Origin of the sequence: Streptomyces sp. NPDC006435 (assembly GCF_040612315.1) — a bacterium.
GTDB lineage: Bacteria > Actinomycetota > Actinomycetes > Streptomycetales > Streptomycetaceae > Streptomyces.
This window is the reverse complement of the sequence record NZ_JBEXPY010000033.1, coordinates 60,677-83,438: the sequence shown is the minus strand read 5'-3', so window position 1 is coordinate 83,438 and position 22,762 is coordinate 60,677. Positions and strand designations below refer to the sequence as shown.

Genomic DNA, 22,762 nt, shown 5'->3' with positions numbered 1-22,762 from the left:
GGGGAGGGCCGGACGGTCCCTTCTCGTGGGAACCGGCCCCGGACCGCCGTCCGACACTCTGAGAGGCCATTTTGTTCGATATTTTGTACATGTATGGGATGTTCTGTGGCTTTCTTCGGGGCGTGCCAGGAGATGGTGTTCTCGCTGGTGAGGCGGCGGGTCATGAGGCCGGTCATGGCAATGTGGATCACGGCTTCGGGGCGGGTGGGCAAGGGGACTGCTGCACTCGCCGGGTCGGCATCGGCCCGGGAGCGGCTAATCCGTAGAGGATTCCAACCATGAGTGAGGTGTTTTCGTCCTGAAGGCTGTTCTCGCCCTTCAGCTCGCGGCCGCGTCAGGATGAAAACACCTCACAGTTCACCTTCCCGCTGATGCCACGCCTGGGTGGCCGGCCACGACTGGCAGCTCTTGAAGGCCACGGCCCTATGGATGAAGGCCACGTGGTCCACGTGCGACGAGCGGGTGGCCGCTGTCCTCGGGCAGGACAACGATGAACCACCACGGGCCGTCCTCGACGCAGGCTCGGCGACCGGGCCGGGCCCACGACGAAGACGGCTTTCGTCCGGTTCCGCTCCGGGCAGGAGCGGAACCGGACGAAAGCCGCCTTCGCGTCCCTCGTGTCGCGGAACCTCCGATCAGCCGGACCGCTGGGCCAGCCACTGGTGGACGGCGAGCGCCGTGGACTTTGCGTGTTCGTCCAGTATCGTGAAGTGGCTGCCGGGAACTTCGAGCCGGGTGTGCTCCAGCGGCCACTCCGGCCGCCACAGCGGTCCCGACCGGTCACCGAGCACCTCGAAGAGGGGTCCCTCCGAAGCCGCGCCCACGAACAGCGTCGGGGTCGACACCGGGCGGGGCCGCCAGCCGTCGAACAGCTCCGCGTACCGGGCCATCGCGGTGAGCTGCTCGTCCTCGACGGGCAACTGCGGGAACCGACTGGTCAGCCAGTGGGCGATGGTGGCCATGCCCCCGGCGACATCGTCGTCGGGCCGCCCGGGGGAGTCGAGCAGCACCAGCGCGACCGGGGCGGCTCCGGCGGCCTCCAGCCGCCGCAGCACCTCATGGGCAGCCCACCCGCCCGATGAGTACGCCACCAGCGCGAACAGGCGGCCGGCGAACCGGCGTTGCAGGAAATCGGCCTGGAGGTCCATCGCCGCGTCCAGGGTCCCCGGCAACGGTTCGCCCGCGCCGTAGCCCGGCACACCGGCTGTCCAGACGGACCGCAGACCACGCAGCGCGAGGGCGAACCGGAGGTACTGGTGCGCCCCGGTGGGAGCGACAAGCGACGGCAGGCAGACCAGCCCGATTCCGTCCGCGCCGTCGGCCAGATGCAGGGTCTCCGGCTCCCGGCCGTCCGCGCCGGAGGCGAAGGCGGGCCGCAGCCGCGCGGCGGCCGTCAGCAGGGAGCTGCTCAGGGCCGGGTCACCCGACCCCGCCAGCGTTGTGAACAGCGAGCCGATGGACGCGGCCGACGGCCCCCGTACGGCATCGGGGTTTGCGTCCTTGCCGCTGTCCGGCAGCCGGGCCCCGGTCAGCGCGTCCACCTCAGCGCGCTGGTGCTCCAGCAGGTAGGCGCCGAGCCGGTCCACCGAGTCCTCCTCGAAGAGCAGAGCCGAGGACAGCTCGCCCAGATCCTCCCGGAGCGCGTTGGCGAACTGGAGGACCAGGATCGAGTCCATCCCGTACGAGGCGAAGGACGTCCCCGGGTCGATCTTCTTCGCCGGTATCCGCAGTGTCTCCGCCGCCTTGTCCGTGAGATAGGCGGCCAGGAGCGAAGCCCGGGTCGCGGCGGGGGCGGGGGGTACGACGGCCGGGGTCGGGGTGGGGGGCGCGGGGACGGCCGCGGTGGGCCGCGGTGGCACGGTGGCCGCGCGGACCCGCGCGGCCACCCGCCGGTGCGCGACACCGTCGCCCTCGGCCGCCAGGATCTGCTGGCCCAGGTCGAGGGCGTGCGGCAGCAGGGAGACCACCGAGGAAAACCCCTCGCCGTGCAGCACCTCCCGCCAGGTCTCCGGCGCCAGCGCGGGCGAGCCCGGCACACGCAGCGGCACATCCTCGGACAGCCACCACCCTTCGAGCAGCCCGAACGTGAGATGGCTGAACACGTCGAAGGCGGTCAGCTCATTGAGCAGCAGCCAGCCCTTGTCCCGCAGCGCCGACTTGGCGTTGCGCAGCGTGTTGCGCATGTTCCGGGTGGCGTGCAGGACATTGGCGGCGATGACCAGGTCGTAGCCGCCCTCCGGGATGCCCTGCCCCGCGAGCGGTTGCTCCACGTCGAAGCGCCGGCAGTCGAGGTAGGGGACATCCGGACCGAACCGGGCCCGGGCGCGGTTCAGGAACGCCTTCGACAGGTCCGTGTACGTGTAGGTCTCGACACTGTGCCAGTACGGGCGCAGCGCGGCGAACATGCCGACGCTGGTGCCCCCGGTGCCCGCCCCGATCTCCAGTATCCGGATGCGGTGACCCGGGTTCCTCCGCAGCAGCTCCGAGACGATCCCCGAGGCGGCCGACGCCATGGTGCGGTTGAAGGTGTCGGCCACCCGGTTGTTCCGGTAGCAGCCTTCCACCAGTTCCACCGAGCCGCGCGGGAAAATGCTGTCCGTCGCCGGGACACGCCCGATGAGAATATGCGGCAGCTCCTTCAACGTGGCGTCGACCAGGGCGAGTTCCGCCCTCTTGTCGGGATCGGCGGACCACCGTGTGCACTGCTCGGCCCACCGCTGTCCGAGAACGTCGAGAGGCCGCGCCCGGTCCGGTACGACCCGCAGGGCATGGGCGAGCCACATCGTGTACCGCTCGTCGATCCCGCCGCGCTCACGCGCCGCCGCCGGATCGGCGGGGGCCGGCTCCCCTGGCCGCAGCACACCCAGCGCCTCCAGATGGGCCCGCATCAGCTCGGCGAGCAGCGGATCACGCTCGGTGCGGCGCCAGTCGGCCACGCTCCGCAGGAAACACTCGTCCCCGTCGGCGAGGTCCGCCGGGGCCAGCGCCGCCCCGGACGGCACACCCATGGGCGAACGCCCGTACACGGTCGTGCGCAGCGTCATGTCGATTGGCTCGATCGCCTCCGGATCAGTCATCTTGACGAAACTCACCTGCGGCTGGGGACCGCCGAGCAGGGTGGCGAGCGAGGCCATCGCCTCCGGCGGTTCGATCGACAGCAGTCCCCACCGCGCCATGCTCTGCCGGTGGAACGCGGAGACGACGCTGCCGGTCGATCCCCACCAGCCCCAGTTCATCACCTTCACCGGGCAGTCCAGATGAGTGGCCAGCAGACGCGCGTAAGCGTCGGAGAAGGCGCAACCGGCCGCGTAGTTGCTCTGCCCCGCCGCCGTGACGAACGACTGGAGCGAGGAGAAGAAGACGACGAAGTCGAGCGGCTCCCCGGCGAAGACCCGTGCCATGGCGACGCTGGTGTCGGTCTTCGCCGCCAGGCCCGCCCGGAAGTCGGCCTCCTCCATGGTGGCGAGGCCGCGGTCGCGCAGCACCAGGGCCGCGTGGACGACACCGTGGATTCGCCCGTACCGGGCCTTGATCTCCGCACAGGCCGCGCGCAGCGCCTCGGGGTCCGTGGCGTCGGCCGAAAGGTAGCTGACCTCTCCGCCGGGTCCGGCCGCCCGCGTCCGCGCCTCGATCGAGGCGTCCTGCGGGCGGCGGCCGATCCACACCACTCGGGCGCCATGGCGCTCCACCACGTGCCGGGTCCACGCCTCGCCGAGGCCGCCCGCGCCGCCGATGACGACGTAGACACCGCGCTCCCGGTACGGGGCCACCGTCGGCCGCTCGGTCGCGCACGGCACAAGCCGCCGGCGCAGCCACTGGCCCGAGCGCCGCGCCCAGGTGCCGCCGGTGGACCGCGCGGGAAGGTCCGTGAAGGCGTTCGGACCGTCGGTGGTGCCGAGGTCGAAGCGGCGGACCTCCCAGTGGCGGTATTCCTGCGCGAGCGAGCCGAACAGGCCGTGCAGGGCCGCCTGGGCCGGCCGGATCTCCTCGGCCGGATGGGTGGCTTGGGCGCCGCGGGTGACCAGGGTGACGCCGAGTGGACGGGCGCCCTGACCGGTGAGCAGCAGTGCCTTGACCATCCGGAAGGCGGCGAGGACGCCCTGTTCCTGGGCGGCGGCGAAGGCGGCGGTGTCCGTCGGGTGCGGCGCAGTGTCCGGGGCGACCCACAGCAGATGTCCGACCGGGCCGCCGGGCCGCAGCGCGGCGGCGTTCTCCTCGGCCGACGCGCTCGGCGCAAGCCGCCATGCCCGCGCCCCGGGGCAGCGCCGGGCGATCTCGGCGAACTGCCAGTCAGAGGCGCCGACGACCAGGGTCCGCTCCGGCAGCGGCGCGGGGGACACCCCGAGGTCCTCTTCCGGCACCGGCTCCCACACCGGGGCGAACAGCGAGGGCACGGGCTCGGGCACGGCCCGCGAGGTGTAACCGGTCATCCGTACCAGGACCGCCCCCGTCGGGTCGACCAGGTCGATGTCGAGCCTGCTGAGCGCGTCCGGCCCCTCCCGACCCGGCGCGGTACGGACCACGGCCCACATCGCGTCCACACAGGGGCCGTACAGCTCCAGCGTGTCCAGGGCGAACGGCACCATCACCGCACCGGGCGGGGTCTGCGCACCGTCGAGGTCCAGCGCCGCCGACGCCTGGATCGCCGAGTCGAGCAGCGTGGGATGCAGACCGTACGGATATGGCTCACCCGGTGCCGCCGAGAGACGGGCGACGACCAGGTCCGGCCCCACCTGGGCCTCCTCGATCGCGCGCAGGCTCGGCCCATGGGTGATGTCCTTGGCGGCGATCGCCTCGCCGATCCGCGCGCCCGGCACCCGGACCGGGCAGCCCGCGCGCAGTGCTTCCAGGTCCAGCGGGGCCGGACGCGGGGAGACGGAGGGCAGCACACGTCCCTCGCAGAACGGGTCCGTGTCGTCCGTCGCGGAGGCCACCCGGAAGGCGACGCCGTCGCCCTCCGGCCGCACCGTGACATCCACCGCCAGCGGAGCGCCCTCCACGACCAGCGGGCGGACCCAGGTGACGTTCCGCAGGGTGACCGGGGTCGCGGTGTCCGTGCCGAGGGCACGGGCGGCGACCTCACGGGCCAGCTCCAGATGGACCACCCCGGGCAGGACCCGCTCGCCGCGCACCAGATGGTCGCGCAGGAAGCTTTCCTCGCCGGTCAGCTTCGCTGTGCCCCGTACGGCGCCGGGTTCGCCCGGCACCGGGGCCGTACCGACCAGGATCGGATGGCGGGGCTCCAGGGGCGCGAGCCGGTCGGACGCGGCCTCGGTGACGGCCGGCCCCGGCAGAGGGCTTCCGCCGACCCAGTGGCGCTCGCGGGCGAACGGGTAGGTGGGCAGGGGGACCCGGCGCGGCCCCTTACTCGGGAAGATCCGGGCGGGGTCGAGCACCGAGCCCCCGACGAACAGCTCGGCGAGCACGGTGAGGTCCGCGGCGCGGGTGAGGGCCGTCCCGGTGGCGCAGCGGCGCAGCGCCTCCTCGGCGTCCGGCAGCCCTGCTCCGGCGGCCTCCCCGGTGTGCGCCTGCGGCCCGTCGATCCCCTGGTCCAGGACGTCCAGCAGTTCGTCGCGGTCCCGTACCACGCAGGCGAAGCGGTGGGCGAAGTGCTCGCGTCCGGCGGCGAGCGTCCAGGCGATGTCACCGCAGTCCAGGGCGGTCTCCCGGCGCAGATGCGCGGCCAGACGCGTCACCTGCTCTTGGAGCTGCTCACGTGAACGCGCCGACAGCACGACCAGATGGGCCGGGCTCTGCGGACGCGGCCGGGACACCGCCGGCGGCTCCTCCAGGACGAGATGCGCGTTGGTGCCGCTGGCCCCGAAGGAGCTGACCACACCGCGTCGCGGGGTTCCCGAGGGCTTCGGCCACGGGTGGGTGCGGGTGCTGGGATAGAAGGGGCTGCCGTCGAACTGCACGGCGTTGTTGGGCCGTTCGAAGTGGAGCGAGGCCGGGATCTGCCCGTGCCTCATGCCGAGGAGGACCTTGAAGACGGCGGCGACACCGGCGGCGGACTGGGTGTGCCCGAGGTTCGTTTTGACCGAACCGAGGGCGCAGAAACCGGATTTGTCGGTGCCCTTGCGGAAGGCGCGGGTCAGCGCCTGGAACTCGATCGGGTCACCGAGCCTCGTGCCGGTCCCGTGGGCCTCGGCGACCTGGATCGTCTCGACATCGACGCCGAACCGGTCGTACACCTCGCTCAGCAGCCGTTCCTGCGAGAGCGAGCTGGGGGCGGTGATGCCGTTGGTCGCGCCGTCGTGGTTGGTGCCGGAGCCCCGGATCACACCGTGGATGTGGTCGCCGTCGGCGAGTGCGTCCGCCAGCCGCTTGAGGACCAGGACACCGACACCCTCACCCGGTACGAAGCCGTCGGCGCGGTGGTCGAAGGCATGGCAGCGCCCGGTCGGCGAGAGCATCCCGGCGCGTCCGGCGAGGTCGTACAGACGCGGGGAGGTCTGGACGTAGACACCGCCGGCGAGGGCCATGTCCGTCTCGTCCGACCAGAGGTCCTTGCAGGCCAGGTCGATCGCGACCAGGGAACTGGAACAGGAGGTCTCGACCGAGATGGCCGGCCCCTTCAGATCGAGGAAGTACGAGGCACGGGCCGGGACGAAGGACGCCATGTTCCCCCAGAACGCCTGCGCGGGCGCGTCCTCGCCGACGAGCTGCTGGTAGTCGCCGTCCCAGCAGCCGACATACACACCGCAGGTGCGCTCGGCGACCGCGCGTCCAGCGTAGCCCGCGTCCTCCAGGGCCTTCCAGGACTCTTCGAGCAGCAGCCGCTGCTGCGGGTCCATGACGGCGGCCTCGACCCCGGAGATGTTGAAGAACAGCGGGTCGAACTCGTCGATACGGTCGAGGAATCCACCGCGGGTGCAGCGCGGCCCGCCGGTGTCGTCGGCCGCCGGGAGGGGCCAGCGGGTCGCCTCGCCGATCAGGTCGTCACCGGCCGCCAGATGCTTCCAGAGCTCCTCCAGGGAGTCGGAGCCGGCGAACCGTCCGCTCATGCCGACGACCGCGATTGGCTCACGGCCGCCCGCCTCCGGAGCCGGGCCCTCGGCCTCGACCTCGGCCGCCGGAGCGGGCCCGGCGGCCGGCGGGGCGTCCGGGACGGGCAGCGTGATGGCCGTGCGGTGCTCGTGCAGCAGATGGGCGATCAGGCGGTCGGCCGTGCTGTGGTCGTAGATGACGCCGGTAGTGAGATCGAGGCCCAGGGTCTCGTTCAGTTCGTGGACGAAGCGGACGCCGAGGATGGAGTCCAGCCCGTAGTCGGCGAACGCGTGGCCGCTCGCGACCGCCCCGGCCTCCATGGCCAGAGCGTCGGCCAGCTTCTTCAGCACGACCTGCCGGACCCGTTCGTCGAGCGGCGGCGCGGGCCGCGCGTCCGCCACCGCGGGCGCCGGTGCCGGGCGGCCGGGCCGTGCTGCGGGTACGGCTCCGGGTACGAAGGGGGCGGCTTCCCGGACGTCGGGCACCCCGGGAGCGGCTTGGTGGTGGACGTCGGACACGAAGGGCGCGGCCTCTTCGACGCGGAACACCGGGGAAGCGGCGGGCGCGTCGGGTGCGCCGAGAGGCTCGAGGTCGCCGGCCCAGTAGCGGTCGTGGGCGAACGGATAGCTGGGCAGCGAGATCCGACGGGGCGTGTCCGGACCGTGCAGGGCGTACCAGTCCGGCGCCACCCCCTGGGTCCACAGCTCCGCGAGTTCCGCGAGCTTGCCCTGCCTGGCCAAGCGGGCCACCAGCAGATGCCCGAGCTCCTCGTCCGCCGCGAGGTCGGCGACGGCGCTCCGGGGTTTACCGACGGTGCCCCGGTGGACGCCGGGGGTGTCCGTTTCCCCGTCCAGGTGCGCGCGCAGCGCGGCGCGCAGTCCGGACACCGAGGTGGCGACCACGGCGAGGCGCTCTTCCCGGTCCTCCCGCCCGATCTGGAGGGTGAAGGCGATGTCGGCGAGACGTTCCCGCGCGCCCGCGCCGTCCAGATGCTCCGCCAGACGGGCGGCCTGAGCACGCAGCTGGTCCGGGGTGCGCGCGGACAGGACGACCAGGTGTTCGGCGGTGGCCCGGTCGGCTACGGGCTCTGACACGTGTTCCTCCAAGATGACATGTGCGTTCGAGCCCCCGGCACCGAACGACGAGACCGACGCCAGACGCGGGCGGTCGCCCGGCCAGTGGGCGAGGTCACGCTGGACGAAGAACGGGGTCTGTTCGAGGGCGAGGTTGGGGTTGAGCTCCTCGGCGTGCAGGCTCGGGGCAAACTGCCCGTGCCGCAGTTGCAGGACGGCCTTGGTCAGTCCGGCGATGCCGGCGGCGGCTTCCAGGTGCCCGATGGACGACTTGACGGAGCCGAGGGCGCAGAAGCCCCGGTCGTCCGTGTCCGCCGCGAAGGCCAGGGTCAGACCGGCCACCTCGATCGGGTCACCGAGTTCGGTGCCGGTGCCGTGCGCCTCGGCGTAGCCGATGTCCCGGGCCGAGACACCCGCGCGGTCGAGCGCGTCACGGATCACCTCGGCCTGGGCCGTGGGACTGGGCACCGTGTAACCGTGGGTGCGGCCACCGTGGTTGACGCTCGTGCCCCGGATCACCGCCAGCACCCGGTCGCCGTCGGCCAGCGCCCGGGAGAGCGGCTTGAGCAGCACCGCGCCCACACCCTCGCCCGGTACGAAGCCGTCACAGCCGCTGCCGAAGCTGCGCAGCTCGGGACCGGTCGACAGCATGTTGGAACGGCACAGCTCGATGTAGTCCAGCGGGTGGAGATACAGATTCACCCCGCCGGCGATGGCCGCCTCGCAGGAGCCCTGGTACAGATGCTCGCACGCCTCGTGGATCGCGGTGAGGGACGCCGAGCACATCGTGTCGATGGTCAGACTCGGCCCGTGCAGATCAAGGACGTGCGAGGTCCGGGAACTCAGCGACGCGAACGACAGTGCCGGGACCACCGTCTCACCCGAGGGCAGTCTGCGCGCGCCGTAGCGGGCGTGGCCGGACTTGGTGACACCGGCGAAGACCCCGACCCGGCCGCCATGACGGCCGCCGAGTTCCCCGGGGGTGTAACCGGCGTCCTCCACGACCTCCCAGGCCGCCTGGAGGAACAGCCGCTCCTGCGGGTCCATGGCGTAGGCGTCCCGGGGGGCGATCCGGAAGAACATCGGGTCGAAGTCCGCGAAGCCGTCGAGGAACCCGCCCCATTTGCTGTAACTGCGCCCGGTGGCGATCGCCTTGGCACGGTCCGGCTCGTAGAAGCCTTCCCTCGGCCAGCGGTCGGCCGGGATCTCACCGATGCGGTCGCGCCCCGCCTTGAGGTTCTCCCAGAACGCGGTGAGGTCCGGGGCGCCCGGGTAGCGTCCGCTCATCCCGATGACGGCGATGGGCTCCCGCCGCCCGGCGGGCGTGGCGGGCAGCGGCCGGGGCTCGGACGGCGCCGGCCCCGAGTCCCGGGTGGGCTCGGCGGACCTGCCGTCGGTATCACGCGGCCCGTCCTGCGCAGGGGTGAGGTGCCCGGCGATCGCCCGGAGCGTCGGAAGCTCGTAGAAGAGGGTCTTCGACACCTCTCCGTGTCTGAGGGCCAGCTCCTTGTTGAGCTGCACCACCATGATCGAGTCCAGCCCCAGGGTGTGCAGCGGCGCGTCCGGGTCGATGTCGCCCGGTGGGACCTTGGTGACCTCGGCGAAGAGACCGGTGAGGTCGCGCAGCGCCTCCGCGGCGGTGCGCGCGGATGTCGCCGGTGCTTCTGTTACGTCCCGTACGGCGGTTGCCGGTGCTTCTGTTACGTCCCGCACGGCGGTTGCCGGTGAGGGGGTGACCGGGATCCGGTCGAGGTCTCCGTGGTGGATCCAGACCTGCCCCTCGCCGTCCAGCCGCCAGGCACGGACCAGTGCGTCGATGCCGTCCGCGGAATCCATCGGGGCCAGGCCCCGGCTCTGCCACAGACGCTTCAGGACGGCGTCGTCGACGGTCATTCCGCCCTCGCGCCACAGCGGCCAGGCCAGCGACAGGGCGCGTCCGAAGCGTTCCCCGGCGGCGGCACGCGCGTTGCGTCGTACGGCGAAGGCGTCGAGGAAGGCGTTGGCGGTGGCGTAGTCCGCCTGACCGGGATTGCCGGTGACCGCCGAGCCGGAGGAGCACAGCAGCAGGAAGTCCAGGGGCGCTTCGCCCACCGCGCGGTCGAGGTGGACGACGGCGTCCGCCTTCGGCGCTAGGACGTCCGCCCACTCCCGCTCCGTCTTGCGTACCAGGGCGCCGTCGCGCACCACCCCCGCGCAGTGCACGATCCCGTGCGGGCCCCCGTCCCGCTCCCGGACGTCCTCGACGAGGTGGCGCACCTCCTCCCAGCGTGAGACATCCGCCCGCGTGTACCGGGCGGCGGCCCCCGCTGCACGCAGCTCCGCGAGGAGCGCGTCGATCCGCGCGTCCCGGGGCGAGCGGCCGGCCAGGACCAGCGTTGCACCGGCGACGTCCCGGGCGATGGCACGGGCGATCACCGCACCGATGCCGCCCGCGCCGCCGGTGATCAGATAGACGCCGCCGTCGCGCCACGGTCCGGAGGCGTCGTCCCCGGGCGCGGGCTCGGCCCGCTCCCAGGTGAGGACGGAGCGCACCGCGTCCCGCTGGAGGACGACCTCGTCCCCGGTGGCCCGCGCGTTCTCCGCCACCAGGGCGGCGAGCGCCGGGCCGTCCGGCCCGTCGCGACCAGTGAGGTCGAGGCCGATGAGCTGCCCGGTGAGGGTGGGGTCCTCCGCCGCCGCGGTACGCAGCAGACCGGCGAGGGCCAGATGAACGATGTCGTCGCCACCGATGGGCGCCACCACCTGGACCAGCGTGCGGCCGGCCGAGGTGTCGGCGGCCAGCTCGCGCATGGTCTCGAAGACCTGCCGGGAGACAGCGCCGAAACAGCTGTCGAGGCGTTGTGCGCCGGTTTCGGCCGTCACCCATCGCACGCCCGTCACCTGGCGCTCGGCGGATTCCCGCGCGGCGGCGAGCGCCCCGCACAGGATCACCACATGGCGCTCCGGCCGCTGCGGGCCGCTCGTGGGCGCGGGCTTCGGCTTCCAGCGGGGGACCAGCAGCGCGGTGCCGCTCCAGGCCCGGCCCGGGTCGTCCGGCCGCTCCGGCGCGGCACCCGGGATCCAGTAGCGCTCACGGGCGAAGGGATAGCCGGGCAGCCGCACCCGCCGGGGCGCCGACGCCCCGTACAGCGGCCGCCAGTCCACGGCCGCCCCCGCGGTCCAGCGGGCCAGCAGACGGACCGGGTCGCCGTTCGGCACCAGGGGCACGGAATCGGTGACCGGCCGGACGGCACTGCCCCTGACCCCGTTCCCGATGTTCTCGCCGTCCTTTGTGAAGTTCCGCAGGCGGTCGGTGAGTTCACGCAGCGATCCGACGACCCAGCCGACGCGCTCGGCCATCGCCTCCCGTCCGGACTGGAGGGTCCAGGCCAGCGCGCGCAACGACGGCGGCTCGGGCGTCCGTTCCAGATGGGCGAGCAGCCTGTGCGCGACCTGGCTCAGTTGTCCTGGGGTACGAGCCGACAGCGGGACGATCACAGGGGTGTCCTCGGCATCCGGGTCGGGCAGGGTGACCGGGGTGTGCTCCTCGACGACCACATGGCAGTTGGCGCCGCCGAAGCCGAAGCTGCTGATCCCGGCCCGCCGCGGGACCGAGCGGCGTCGCCAGGGCTCGTTCTCGCGCCCGACGCGGAAAGGGCCTCCTTCGAGTTCGAGATAGGGGTTGAGGTCCGCGCAGTTACGGGTCGCCGGGATGACACCGTGCTCCAGGGCGAGCAGCACCTTCAGCAGCCCGGCGACACCTGCCGCCGCCTCCAGATGGCCGATGTTGGTCTTCACCGAGCCCAGCACGACGTCCGCCAGGGGGGTGCTGCCGAGCCGTTTGTAGGCGGTGCGCAGCGCGCGTACCTCGACGGGGTCGCCGAGCACGGTTCCGGTGCCGTGGGTCTCGATGTAGTCGACGGTGTCCGGCTCGATGCCCGCCATCGCCGCCTGGACCAGCTCGGCCTGGGCGTCCGCGTTGGGCGCCGTCAGGGAGTTGGCGCGGCCGCCGTGGTTCTCGGCGCTGCCGACGAGCACGCCGAGGATCGGGTCACCGTCCCGCTCGGCGGCGTCGAGCGGCTTGAGCACCAGCGCGCCGACGCCCTCCCCGCGCACATAGCCGTCCGCGTCCCGCGCGAAGGTCCGGCACCGGCCGGTCGGGCTCAGCATCCCGGCGCGGTGGGCGCTGACGAAGGTGTCCACACTGAGCAGGAGATTGACCCCGCCGGCGATCGCCAGATCGCACACGCCGGAGCGGATGGCCTCCAGCGCGCGGTGCACGGCGACCAGGGAACTGGAGCAGGCCGTGTCCACGGGCTGGCTCGGGCCCCGGATGTCGAGGATGTACGAGATCCGGTTGACCAGCATGGAATGGGCGTTGCCGGTGGAGGTGAACGCGTCCGGTTCGACGCCGTGGGTGGTGAGCAGAGTGGCGTAGTCGGTGCCCGAGACACCGAAGTAGAGCCCGGTGTTCCTCGGTAGTCCGGCCCGGGTGTACCCGCTGTCCTCGATCGCGCTCCAGACCGTCTCCAGGGCGAGCCGGTGCTGGGGGTCCATCAGCTCGGCTTCCCGCGGGTAGATCTGGAAGAAGCCGGCGTCGAACGCGTCGACATCGTCGACGACACCCGCGTGGCGCGGGAAATCGGCCTTCTCCACGATCCGCCGGTAGGCGTCGTTGTAGCGGTGGACGGGGAACTCCGAGACGCAGTCCCGGCCTTCGACGAGCCGCGACCAGTAGGTGTCCAGGTCGGGTGAGCCGGGGAAGCGCCCGGCGGCACCGATGACGGCGATGGGCACCGGCCCGTCGCGGCGTTCCGGGGCACGGCTCTCCCGGCTGGTCGCGGCGGACGGAGCCGGCTCGGTCACAGCCGTCCGCGGTACCGAAGGCATCGACGGGACCGGCGGTTTCGAGCCTTCCCGCGCGGTGTCGAGCTGGTGCCCGAACTCGGTGACCAGATGGCGGCCCAGCCGGTCCAGCGTGGTCAGATCGAAGAAGACCGCGGGGGTCAGCTCGACACCGAGCGACTCCTTGATGAGCGTGCTGAACGCGACGAGCGAGATGGAGTCGAAGCCGAAGGCGTCGAAACCGGTGTGGACATCCAGTTCCTCGGCATCGAACTTCAGGATGTCCGCCGCGATACGGCGGAGTTCACCGACCGTGAAGGCGACCAGCGCCCCGCTCTCGTCCTCGGGCGGTTCCGGAGAGCCGGACGCGAGCGCCCGCTGCTCAGCGATGGCAGGCACCGGCGTACTGCTGCGCTCCGCCTCTGTGGCCGCGGACTCCGTACCGCCCTCGCCCCACCGCACGCCCACCAGTTCGGCCAGGACCCGGCCGTCGCGGTCCGCCAGCCGGACCCGGCCGCCGGGGGTATCGGGCCGCGTCGGCAGGTCGAGGAACACCTGGGCCACGTCGTCGCCGTCCCGTGCGTCACCGAAGAGACGTATGTCGTCGATCCGGTACGGGACTTGCCGTGCCCAGGCGGGTTCACCGGCCCGCCTGGCGAAGAGCTGGACACCATGGGCGATCGCCGCGAGGACATGCGGGGCGATACTGATGTTTCTCCGGGTGTGATCCCGGCGAAGCTCCGGGACGGACACATCGAGGACGAGCTGTCCGTCCGGCAGCCAGTGCGCGCCGTGCACCCCGCACAGCAAGGGGTCGGGGGTGATGCCGCCCTCGGCCAGTTCGGCCAGCACCTCCTCCCGGTCCAGGGCGCGCGTACCGTCGCCGCCGAACCGCACGGTGTCCGGCGCGGCCCGCCGGTTGTCCGGGTACACCGCGAAGTCGGCGACCGGGGTACGCGCTCCCGTCCCGTCCTCGCGGAACACGGCTCCGGCGGCTTCCTCCCGGCCCCGGACGGTGACCGTGGTGACCAGACGGGCGGTGGCGTCCCAGGGGACCGGGCCGTACAGGCGCAGGCCCTTGACGCGCGGGGTGCCGGTGAGTCCGGAGACCTTCCCGACGGCGAGCGCCAGATCGACGGCGAAGGTCGGGACGATGCCTCGCACCTTGTCCTGCGGGCAGCCGTAGTCGGCGAGGTCGTCGAGGCGGACGTCCAGACCGTAGCGCAGCCCGTCGATGTCGGAGTGGTTGGCCCCGAGGAACGGATGCGGTTTCCCGCTCAGGGCCAGCGGCGCGGTGACGTCGGGTGCGCCCGGCTCCGGGTCCACCCAGCACCGCACCCGCTCGAACGGGTAGGCCGGCAGCGAGATCCGCCGGGGCGGGCGGGCGCCGGTGAGCGGGGCCCAGTCGACGCCACCGCCACCGGTCCAGGCGAGGGCCAGTTCACGGGCGGCCGAGGCGCGCGGGCCGGTAGCGGTGAGCGCGGCGGCCTGGTCACGGTCACCGGCCAGATAACGGTCGACGGCCGCGACGGCATCGGCGAGGTTCTGGGCCAGGAAGGCCCAGCGGCACGGCAGTTCGTTCTTGCCGACCCGGAGCGTATGGGCGATCGAGGGCAGGTCCGCCTCGTCCGCCGCCGCCAGGAAGTCCCTGAACCGCCGGAGCGAGGTCTCCAGCACGGTGTCGGTCATCGCGGAGAAGACGAACAACTCGGGCCCGTCCGGCCGCGGTGCCCGGGGGCCGGTTCGGTCGATGTACTCCTCCACGACGATGTGCGAGTTCATACCGCCCGCACCGATGGAGGTGATACCGGCCCGCCGTGGATGGACGGTCGTGGATCCGTTCTCCACCGTGACTGCCGGTTCCCACTCGGTGCGTTCCCGCTGCACCCGGAAGGGCGTGTCGGCGAAGGAGATGTCGGGATTCAGCTGCTCGCTGTGGAGCGAGGGGACGAGGGTGCGCTTCTTGAGCTGGAGGACCACCTTCGCCAGGCCGACCATGCCGGCTGCGTGCAGCAGGTGTCCCATGTTGGACTTGACCGACCCCAGGGCGCAGAACTGCGTGTCCCGGGTGTACTTGCCGAACGCCGTGGTGAGGGCCCTGACCTCGATCGGATCGCCGAGCGAGGTGCCGGAACCGTGGCCCTCCACATAGCTGATGGTGCGCGGGTCGACGCCGGCGTCGTCGATCGCCTTCTCGACGGCACGGGCCTGCATCCGCGGGTTGGGCACGGTGAACCCGTTGCGCACACCGGCGTTGGTGATCGCGGTGCCCTTGATGACGGCGTGGATCCGGTCACCGTCCCGCTCGGCGTCGATCAGCGGCTTGAGCACCACGGCGCCGACGCCCTCGCCGAGGATGGTCCCGTCCGCGCCGAGCCCGAAACTCCGGATGACATCGGAGGTCGCGGTGGTGAAGTGCTCGTGTGAGGAGGTGATGAGGTTGTACGGGTGCAGCAGGAGGTTCACCCCTCCGGCGACTACCATCCGGCACTCGCCGGCCCGCAGCATCTGCACGGCCTGGTGCACACACGTCGACGAACCCGAGCACATGGTGTCGAGGAAGATCGACGGCCCGGTGAACCCGTAGAAGTACGACAGCATGTTGGGCAGCGTGCCGGTGTAGCTGCCGGTCGCCGGGGCCCCGCGGGTCAGGCTGTTCTGGAAGCCGTAGAGACCGTAGTGGTTGCTCATGGAGCCGACGAGCACGCCGACGTCGCCCTGGTATTGGCGCTGGATCGTCTCGCGGGAGTACCCCGCGTCCTCCAGCGCCTCGACACCGGCCCGCAGGAAGAGGCGGACCTCCGGTGACATCCGTTCCGCCTCGCGCTTGGAGACCCGGAAGTATCGGGGGTCGAAGGTGTCGATCTCCCCGAGGAACGTCCCGGTACGGATGGCGCTCTTGCCGGGGACACCGCGCTCGCTGCTGTAGATCGTGTCGTGGTCCCAGCGCTCGCGGGGCACCTCCCGGAAGAGGTGGCGCCCTTCTTCGAGGACCGACCACAGCTCGTCCAGGGTCTCGGCGCCGGGGTAGGCGCCGGAGATACCGATGATCGCGATGTCGTGGCGGTCGTCGGACGTGGCGGCGGCCGGGGCCCCGGCCGCGGCGGCCCGGACCTCCACCGGTGCCAGGCCCCGGCGCGCGGACGCCTCATCCGGCCCGGGGACGGCCGACGGTTTGGGCGCGGCTGACGCTCCGGACACGGCGGACGGTTCAGGTACGGCGGACGGCTCGGTCTTCGCCACCGGCTCGGGCGTCCGCTCCGGTGCCGCGCCGAAATGGGATTCAAGCGCCGTCCGGTGCTCCTCGACGAGATAGCCGACGACGCCTTCGATGTCGAGGTACTCGAAGAAGAGCGTCTTGGGCAGCGGCCCGGTGACCTTGCCGAGCCGCTCGGTGGCCTCCAGGATGGCGAGCGAGTCGATCCCGTAGTCGACCAGGCCGACGGTGGTGTCGAGGGCCGCCGGGTCGTGGTGCAGCACCTCGCCCAGCACCTGCTTCAGCACCTCCGTCGTACGCGCCACCAGGTCGTCCCCGGAGAGCCCGCCCGGGGCCCGGACGGGCGGGGCGGGCACCGCGGCGGGCGCGGCCTGCGGCTCGGCGGTGAGGGAGGCGTCGGCGCCGTACGCGAGGACGAGGTGCTCCGGCGAGTCGAGCAGCGCGCGCCCCAGGACCCGCAGACCGTCCTCCGTGGGCAGCGGCTCCCAGCCGCGCTGCCGGCGCATCGACGCGAGGGTCACCTCGTCCATCGTCATCCCGCCGTCCGCCCACAGCGGCCAGCTCACCGCCACGGTCCGGCCGGTCCGCTCCCCGGCGTCCACCAGCGTCTGCCGGTGTCGGGCGAAGGCGTCCAGGAAGGCGTTGGCCGCCGCGTAGTCGCCCTGGCCCGCGCTGCCGTACACCCCGGCGACGGAGGAGAAGAGCACCAGGAAGTCGAGGGCGAGGCCGCGGGTGGCCGCGTCGAGATGGAGGACACCGGCCACCTTCGGCGCCAGCACCTCCGCCACCTCGCGGGGGTCCTTGGTGAGGAGATAGGCGTCCCGCAGCGTCCCCGCCGCGTGCACGATTCCGTCCAGCGACCCGTGCTCGCGCACGATGGTGCGGACGGCGCGCTCCACGTCCTGCGCGCTGCCCGCGTCGGCGGCGAGGTAGTGCGCGTCGACCCCGGCCGCGCGCAGCCCCGCCAGTGCCTCGTCGGTCGCCGCCCCGGCCGGGGTCCGGCCGCTGAGCACCACGGTGACACCGTCCTGCCGGGCGAAGTAGCGGGCGACGTTCCGGCCGAGGCCGCCGAGGCCCCCGGTCAGCCAGTAGACCCCGCCCTTCTTCAGCGGCGGGACCTCCGGACCGGCGGCGGGTTCGACGGCGACCGGACGCCAGGTGCGGCGGACGCCGTCGGCGCTGCGACGGATCTCGGCGTCGGCGACGACGGGATCGGCGGCCTCCTGGCGCACGATCTCCGCGATCCGCCCGGACGGCGCGGTGCCGAGGCCGGCGACCCGGACCACCCGCCCGGACACGGACGGGTTCTCCAGGTGCAGGGTCCGGAAGAGGCCGACGAGCGGCGCGTGGCAGAAGCGCGGCACCCGGTCGTCGACCAGCACGAGGAAGCGGTGCGTTCCCCTCGGTTTCGAGCGCAGCAGTTCCTGGATCCGCCCGAGGACACGGTCCAGTACGACGGTGACACCGTCCGCCACGGCGTCGAGGGGGACGCCGGGCAGGGCGGTGAAGGGGAGGCCGGTCGCACCGGACAGCCCGGAGACGAACGGCTCGGGCATCCCGGCGACGAAGCCGTGCACCGTGCCGGGCTCGGCCGTGCCGGCGGGCGCAGCCTCCACCCAGCGCGAGGTGGCTGCCACCACGCCCGGCCCGGTGGGGGCGGACGGTTCGGCGGGTTCCGCCGGTTCGGTGACGGTCCGCTGCGCGAGACCGCGCAGCCGGGCCAGGACCGTGCCGTTGCCGTCGCACAGGTCGATGTCGAAGACGGCGAGCTCCTTGCCGCCGCGCCGGTGGCGGACCCAGGCCCAGACGGCGTCCCCGCACGTGCCGTGGACGTCGAGGCGGTCAAGGGCGAGCGGCAGCGTCAGCGCCTGCTCCGCCCCGGGGTTCAGGGCGGACCGGAGGACCAGCGACGCCTGGAGCGCCGCGTCCAGCACGCTCGGCGGCAGCGCCACCGCGATGTCCGTTGCGGGCCGCTCGATCCGCGCGAGCAGTTCCCCCGACCCGAGGCGGATCCCGGTGAGTCCGCGCAGGGCAGGCCCGTACCGCAGACCCGCCTCGCGGAAGCCCGCGTACACCTCGGCGGGGTCGCGGCGAGCGGCGCAGGACGCGCGCAGCGCGTCGAGGTCGAGCGTCTCGCGCTCCTCCGCCGGGCCGACCGAGGCGATGCCCCGGCTGTGCACCACGGCGGCGCCGGCCTCCTCGTCCCCGGTACGGATCTCGTACCCGAGGGCGCCGTCGTCCCCGGGGGTGAGCACCACCCGAACCTGGAGCGGCTGCCCGTCCGCCACCAGCGGGCGCAGCCAGGCCGTGTCGGTCAGCCGGAGTGCCGTGGCGGCCGGGTCCTCGTGACCGGTGGCGTACGACACCGCGGCGCGGACCATCTCCAGCTGGGCGGCGGCCGGCAGCACCCGCGCCCCGTCCACGCGGTGGTCGTCGAGGAACGGCTCGTCGCCGGTGAAGACCGAGGTATAGCGCTGTTCGCCGAGGCGGGAGGTGTTGCGGTGCACGAGGGGGTGGAGCGTGCCGGTGGTCGTGGCGTTCTCGTTCTCGGGGCGGGTCCGGAACCAGTGGCGTTCCCGGGCGAAGGGGTAGCCGGGCAGCCGCACTCGGCGCCCGTGCGGGTGGCCCGGCAGCGGGGACCAGCCCGTCTCGCTGCCCTCGGCCCACCGCCGGGCGGTCTCCGACAGCTCGGCGAGACCGTCCGTGTCCGGTGCCCCGGTACGGTCGTGCGCGGCGGTGTCGCTCAGCATTCCATCCGCGAACTCGCCCAGAGCGAGCAGGAGTTGCCGTCGGTCCGTCACCACGAAGGCGACCCGCGCGGGCATCGGCTCACGGCCGGTCCGGAGGGTGTACGCGATATCGGCGAGGCGCGGCGACGCACCGGCCGGAGTATCGGCGGTGGAGGACGCGGTCAGAAACGTGTGCAGGTCCTTCGCCACCCGGCGCAGGCGCTCCGGGGTACGTGCCGAGAGGGGTACGACACAGGCGCCCGGCGCCTCGGCCCCGCAGTCCGGCCGGTCGCCGGGCAGGTACTCCTCCAGGACGACATGAGCGTTGGTCCCGCCGAAGCCGAAGGAGCTGACCCCGGCACGCCGGGGCACCGGGGCGGCGTCCGGACCCGCGGGCGGCTCGGCCCACGGCTCGGTCTCGCTCACGATCCGGAATGGACTGCCATCCAGCTCGATCAGCTTGTTCGGCTCGGTGAAACCGGCGGTCGCGGGGAGCACCCGTTCCCGGAGGGCGGCGATCACCTTGACCATCCCGGCGACGCCCGCCGCGCCCTCCAGATGCCCGATGTTGGTCTTGACCGAGCCGATGCCGATGGTCCCCGGCACGGGTTCCGTGCCCTGCGCCCGGTGCAGCTCGCGGAAGGCGCGCTTGAGCGCGAGCACCTCGATGGGGTCGCCGACCGGCGTACCTGGACCATGGGCCTCGATATAGGACACGGTCTCCGGACGGATGCCCGCCCGGGTGTAGAGCCCCTCGATCAGGCTCGCCTGCGCGACCGGATTGGTGACGGTGAGCGAATTGGTCCGGCCGCCGTGATTGGTGGCGACACCCCTGATCACCGCGTACACCGGATCGTCGTCGGCGACCGCCTGTGCCAGTGGCTTCAGCAGCAGCACTGCGCCGCCCTCGCCGCGCACATACCCGTCGGCCCCCTGGTCGAAGGCCCGGCAGCGGCCGGTGGGCGACAGCATGCTCGCCTGGCTGAAGGCGACGAAGTGTTTGGGCGACCAGCACAGATTCACCCCGCCGGCCAGGGCCAGCGCGCAGTCGCCGTTGCGCAGTGCGGACACCGCCTCGTAGACCGAGACCAGCGAACTGGAGCACGCGGTGTCATTGGTGATGCTGGGGCCCTGGAAGTCCAGGTGGTACGAGATCCGGTTGGAGATGATCGAGTACGCGGTGCCGGTGGGGAAATAGGCGTCGGTCCTGGCCCCGTCGCGTTCCATCAGTTCCGCGTAGTCGGCGTGGCAGACCCCCATGAAGACGCCGGTCCGGGTGCCCGCCAGCTCGCCCGCGCGGTAGCCCGCGTCCTCGATGGCGTGCCAGGCCAGTTCCAGGGCGAAGCGCTGCTGGGGGTCCATGCTCGCCGCCTCGCGCGGGGAGATGCTGAAGAAGGCGGCGTCGAAACGGTCCGCCTCCTCGATGAAGCCGCCCCAGACGCTGTTCGTCTTCTCGGCGCCTCGCCTGGGGCTGCCGAACCAACGCTCCTTGGACCATCGTTCGGGCGGCACCTCGGAGATCAGCGACCGGCCCGCGACCAGATGCCCGAAGAACTTCGGCAGGGTCTCGGAGCCGGGCATCCGCAGTGCCAGCCCGATCACTGCGACGCCGTCCTCGGCCGGAACGTACGCGCGCGTGGTCATCGCCGCCCTCCGGGAAGGAGTGAGGACCCGCGGCGGTCGATCACCGTGGTCAGGTTCATCTGGGCGTCCGATGGAATACGCATGGGGCCGTTCCCGTCCGTCACGAACTGCTGGTTGAGCAGGGCGGTCGAGAGAAGCAGGACGAACGCCTGGTCCTCCTTGGTACTGATCCCGTCCGGGGGAGTGGCCAGGACCTTGCGGACCAGCCGCTCGGCGAAGACCGGGTCGATACCGTCGATCTTCTTGAGTTCCCGCTCCGAGAGAACCAGCTCCAGGTAGTCCGGCCGGTGCTCCTGGAAGGCGATGCCGCCCGGGGCGCGGTAGGGCTGCTTGCGCCGGGAGAGCGGATCCGCCGGGAGGAGTCCGCGGAACGCCTCCTTGAGCACGGCCTTCTCCTCCCATCCGTCGTCGAAGCGCAGATTGATCGAGGCGGCGGCGCGCACCACGGCCGGGTCGAGGAACGGGCAGCGGTTCTCCACCCCGTGGGCGAGCCCCATCCGCTCCCCCTGGCTGGACAGCAGATAGCCGGCCAGCAGGGTCCGGAACTCCAGCCACTGCGCCTTCTGGGTCGGGGACAGGCCGGCATAGCCGGGCGTGTTCCCGACCAGCGCGAGCAGTTCGGCGAACGGCTCGGTGCGGTCCTGGAGCAGCCGCTGGGCGAACCGACCGTTCTGGTAGCGCAGTTCATGCGAGAACAGCCCCGGCAGCCGCTCCTCGGAGAACTGGCTGAGCAGCCCCGCCACATGGACCCGGTGCTCGGGTCCGAAGTGGCCGAGTTCCGGATGCAGCACCGCGATCCGGCGCTGCCGCTCCTCGGGGGAGAGGCCGTTCCAGGAGGCGCGCAGCATGGTCTCGCGGAACAGCGAGTAGCCGAGGAAGGCCTCGTCCGCGCCTTCTCCGCTCAGGATCGTCTTGATTCCGGCGTCGCGTACGTGCCGCGACAGCAGGTACATCGGGACGAGGGCCGTACGGAAGACGGGGAACTCGGCGTGGTGGACGGCGGCGGGGAAGTTCTCCGTGATGTCGGCCGTGGAGATCGTGATGGCGGAATGGCGGGTGCCCAGGTAGTCCGCGACGGAGTGCTGGCTGCCCGACTCGTCGAGGGCCCGGTCCTCGAACTCCACGGAGAAGGTGCGGACCTCGTGGGAGGAGAGGTCGGTGGCGAGCCTGGTGACGACGGACGAGTCGAGGCCGCCGCTCAGATAGACCCCGACCTCGACATCGCTGCGCAGCCGTACATCGACGCTGGTGCGCAGGGTGTCGCGCACCAGTTCGGCCGCCTGGGCCGCCGTACCGGTGAACGGCTCGGCGGTGACGGAGAGTTCCTCATACGTGTGCACCGCGGGCCGGCCCCCGCGGAGGGTGAGGAAGCTGCCGGGGGGAAGCTGGCTCACCCCCTTGAACGGGGACCGGTCCGGCAGCGGGGTCCAGATCCCGAAGACCGTCTTCAGCTCATGGGGGTCGAGTGAGAAACGGAAACCCGGGACGGCGCGGAACGCCTTCATCTCCGAGGCGAAGAGGAACCCGCCGGGGCCGCTCGTGTAGAACAGCGGGCGCTTGCCGTACCGGTCGCGGGCGAGGAGGAGTTCGTCGGCGACGGCGTCCCGGACGGCGAAGGCGAACGCCCCGTTGAACCGGGTCAGGCAGTCCGGCCCCCACTGGATCCATGCCTGGAGGACGACCTCCGTGTCCGACCGGGTACGGAACGGCCGGCCGAGCCCGCGCAGTTCCTCACGCAGCTCGATGTGGTTGTACAACTCGCCGTTGAAGCAGATCCAGTAGCGCTCCGTGGCATCCGACATGGGCTGCGCACCCGTCGCCAGATCGACGATCGCCAGCCGCACGGTCCCCATGGCGAGACCGTCGTCCAGGTAGTAGCCCACCTCGTCGGGTCCGCGGTGGCGGATCTCCGACAGCATGCCGGCGACGACCTCGGGGCGGGGCTCCGCACCGGGCGAGGAGGGGACGTACCCCGCTACTCCGCACACGGGGCGCCTCCCGGCGTACCGCTGCGGTCCATCCGGTCGGCCACGAACCTGTCGATCGCCTCCAGCGTGGCCGGGACCTCCAGCAGGAACTCCGCGCTCTCGATCTCCAGCGAGAATTCCTTCTCCAGGAAGGACATCAGTTGGACGTATCCGAAGGAATCGATGATCCCTTCCTTGAAGAGATCGCTCTGCGGTGTCACGTCGTCACCGAAGTCGATCAAGAACTGTTCTTCCACGAACCGAATGATTTTGTCCGTCCTGGTCACTGGCCCATTCCTTGTCATCGCGGGGACGTCG

General features: G+C 72.1%; 3 protein-coding genes. All 3 read right to left on the bottom strand.

Translation table 11 applies throughout. The features are described from left to right. Window positions 1-635: 635 nt before the first annotated feature. From ABZZ04_RS27995 to ABZZ04_RS27985, 3 genes are read right to left on the bottom strand one after another with little or no spacing between them, the layout of a single operon-like run. Window positions 636-20,477 (bottom strand): SDR family NAD(P)-dependent oxidoreductase, encoded by a 19,842-nt coding sequence (locus ABZZ04_RS27995; RefSeq protein WP_356934995.1) that lies wholly within the window; start codon window positions 20,475-20,477, stop codon window positions 636-638. Next, window positions 20,474-22,465 carry an asparagine synthase (glutamine-hydrolyzing) gene (gene asnB, locus ABZZ04_RS27990; RefSeq protein ID WP_356934994.1) on the bottom strand — a complete coding sequence of 664 codons (1,992 nt, stop codon included), beginning with the start codon at window positions 22,463-22,465 and terminating at the stop codon, window positions 20,474-20,476. Before asnB ends, ABZZ04_RS27995 begins: the two co-directional genes overlap by 4 nt. Then, the gene (locus ABZZ04_RS27985; RefSeq protein WP_283855559.1) at window positions 22,453-22,701 is read right to left on the bottom strand and encodes an acyl carrier protein; all 249 of its coding nucleotides are present in this window, start codon (window positions 22,699-22,701) and stop codon (window positions 22,453-22,455) included. Before ABZZ04_RS27985 ends, asnB begins: the two co-directional genes overlap by 13 nt. Window positions 22,702-22,762 lie beyond the last annotated feature (61 nt).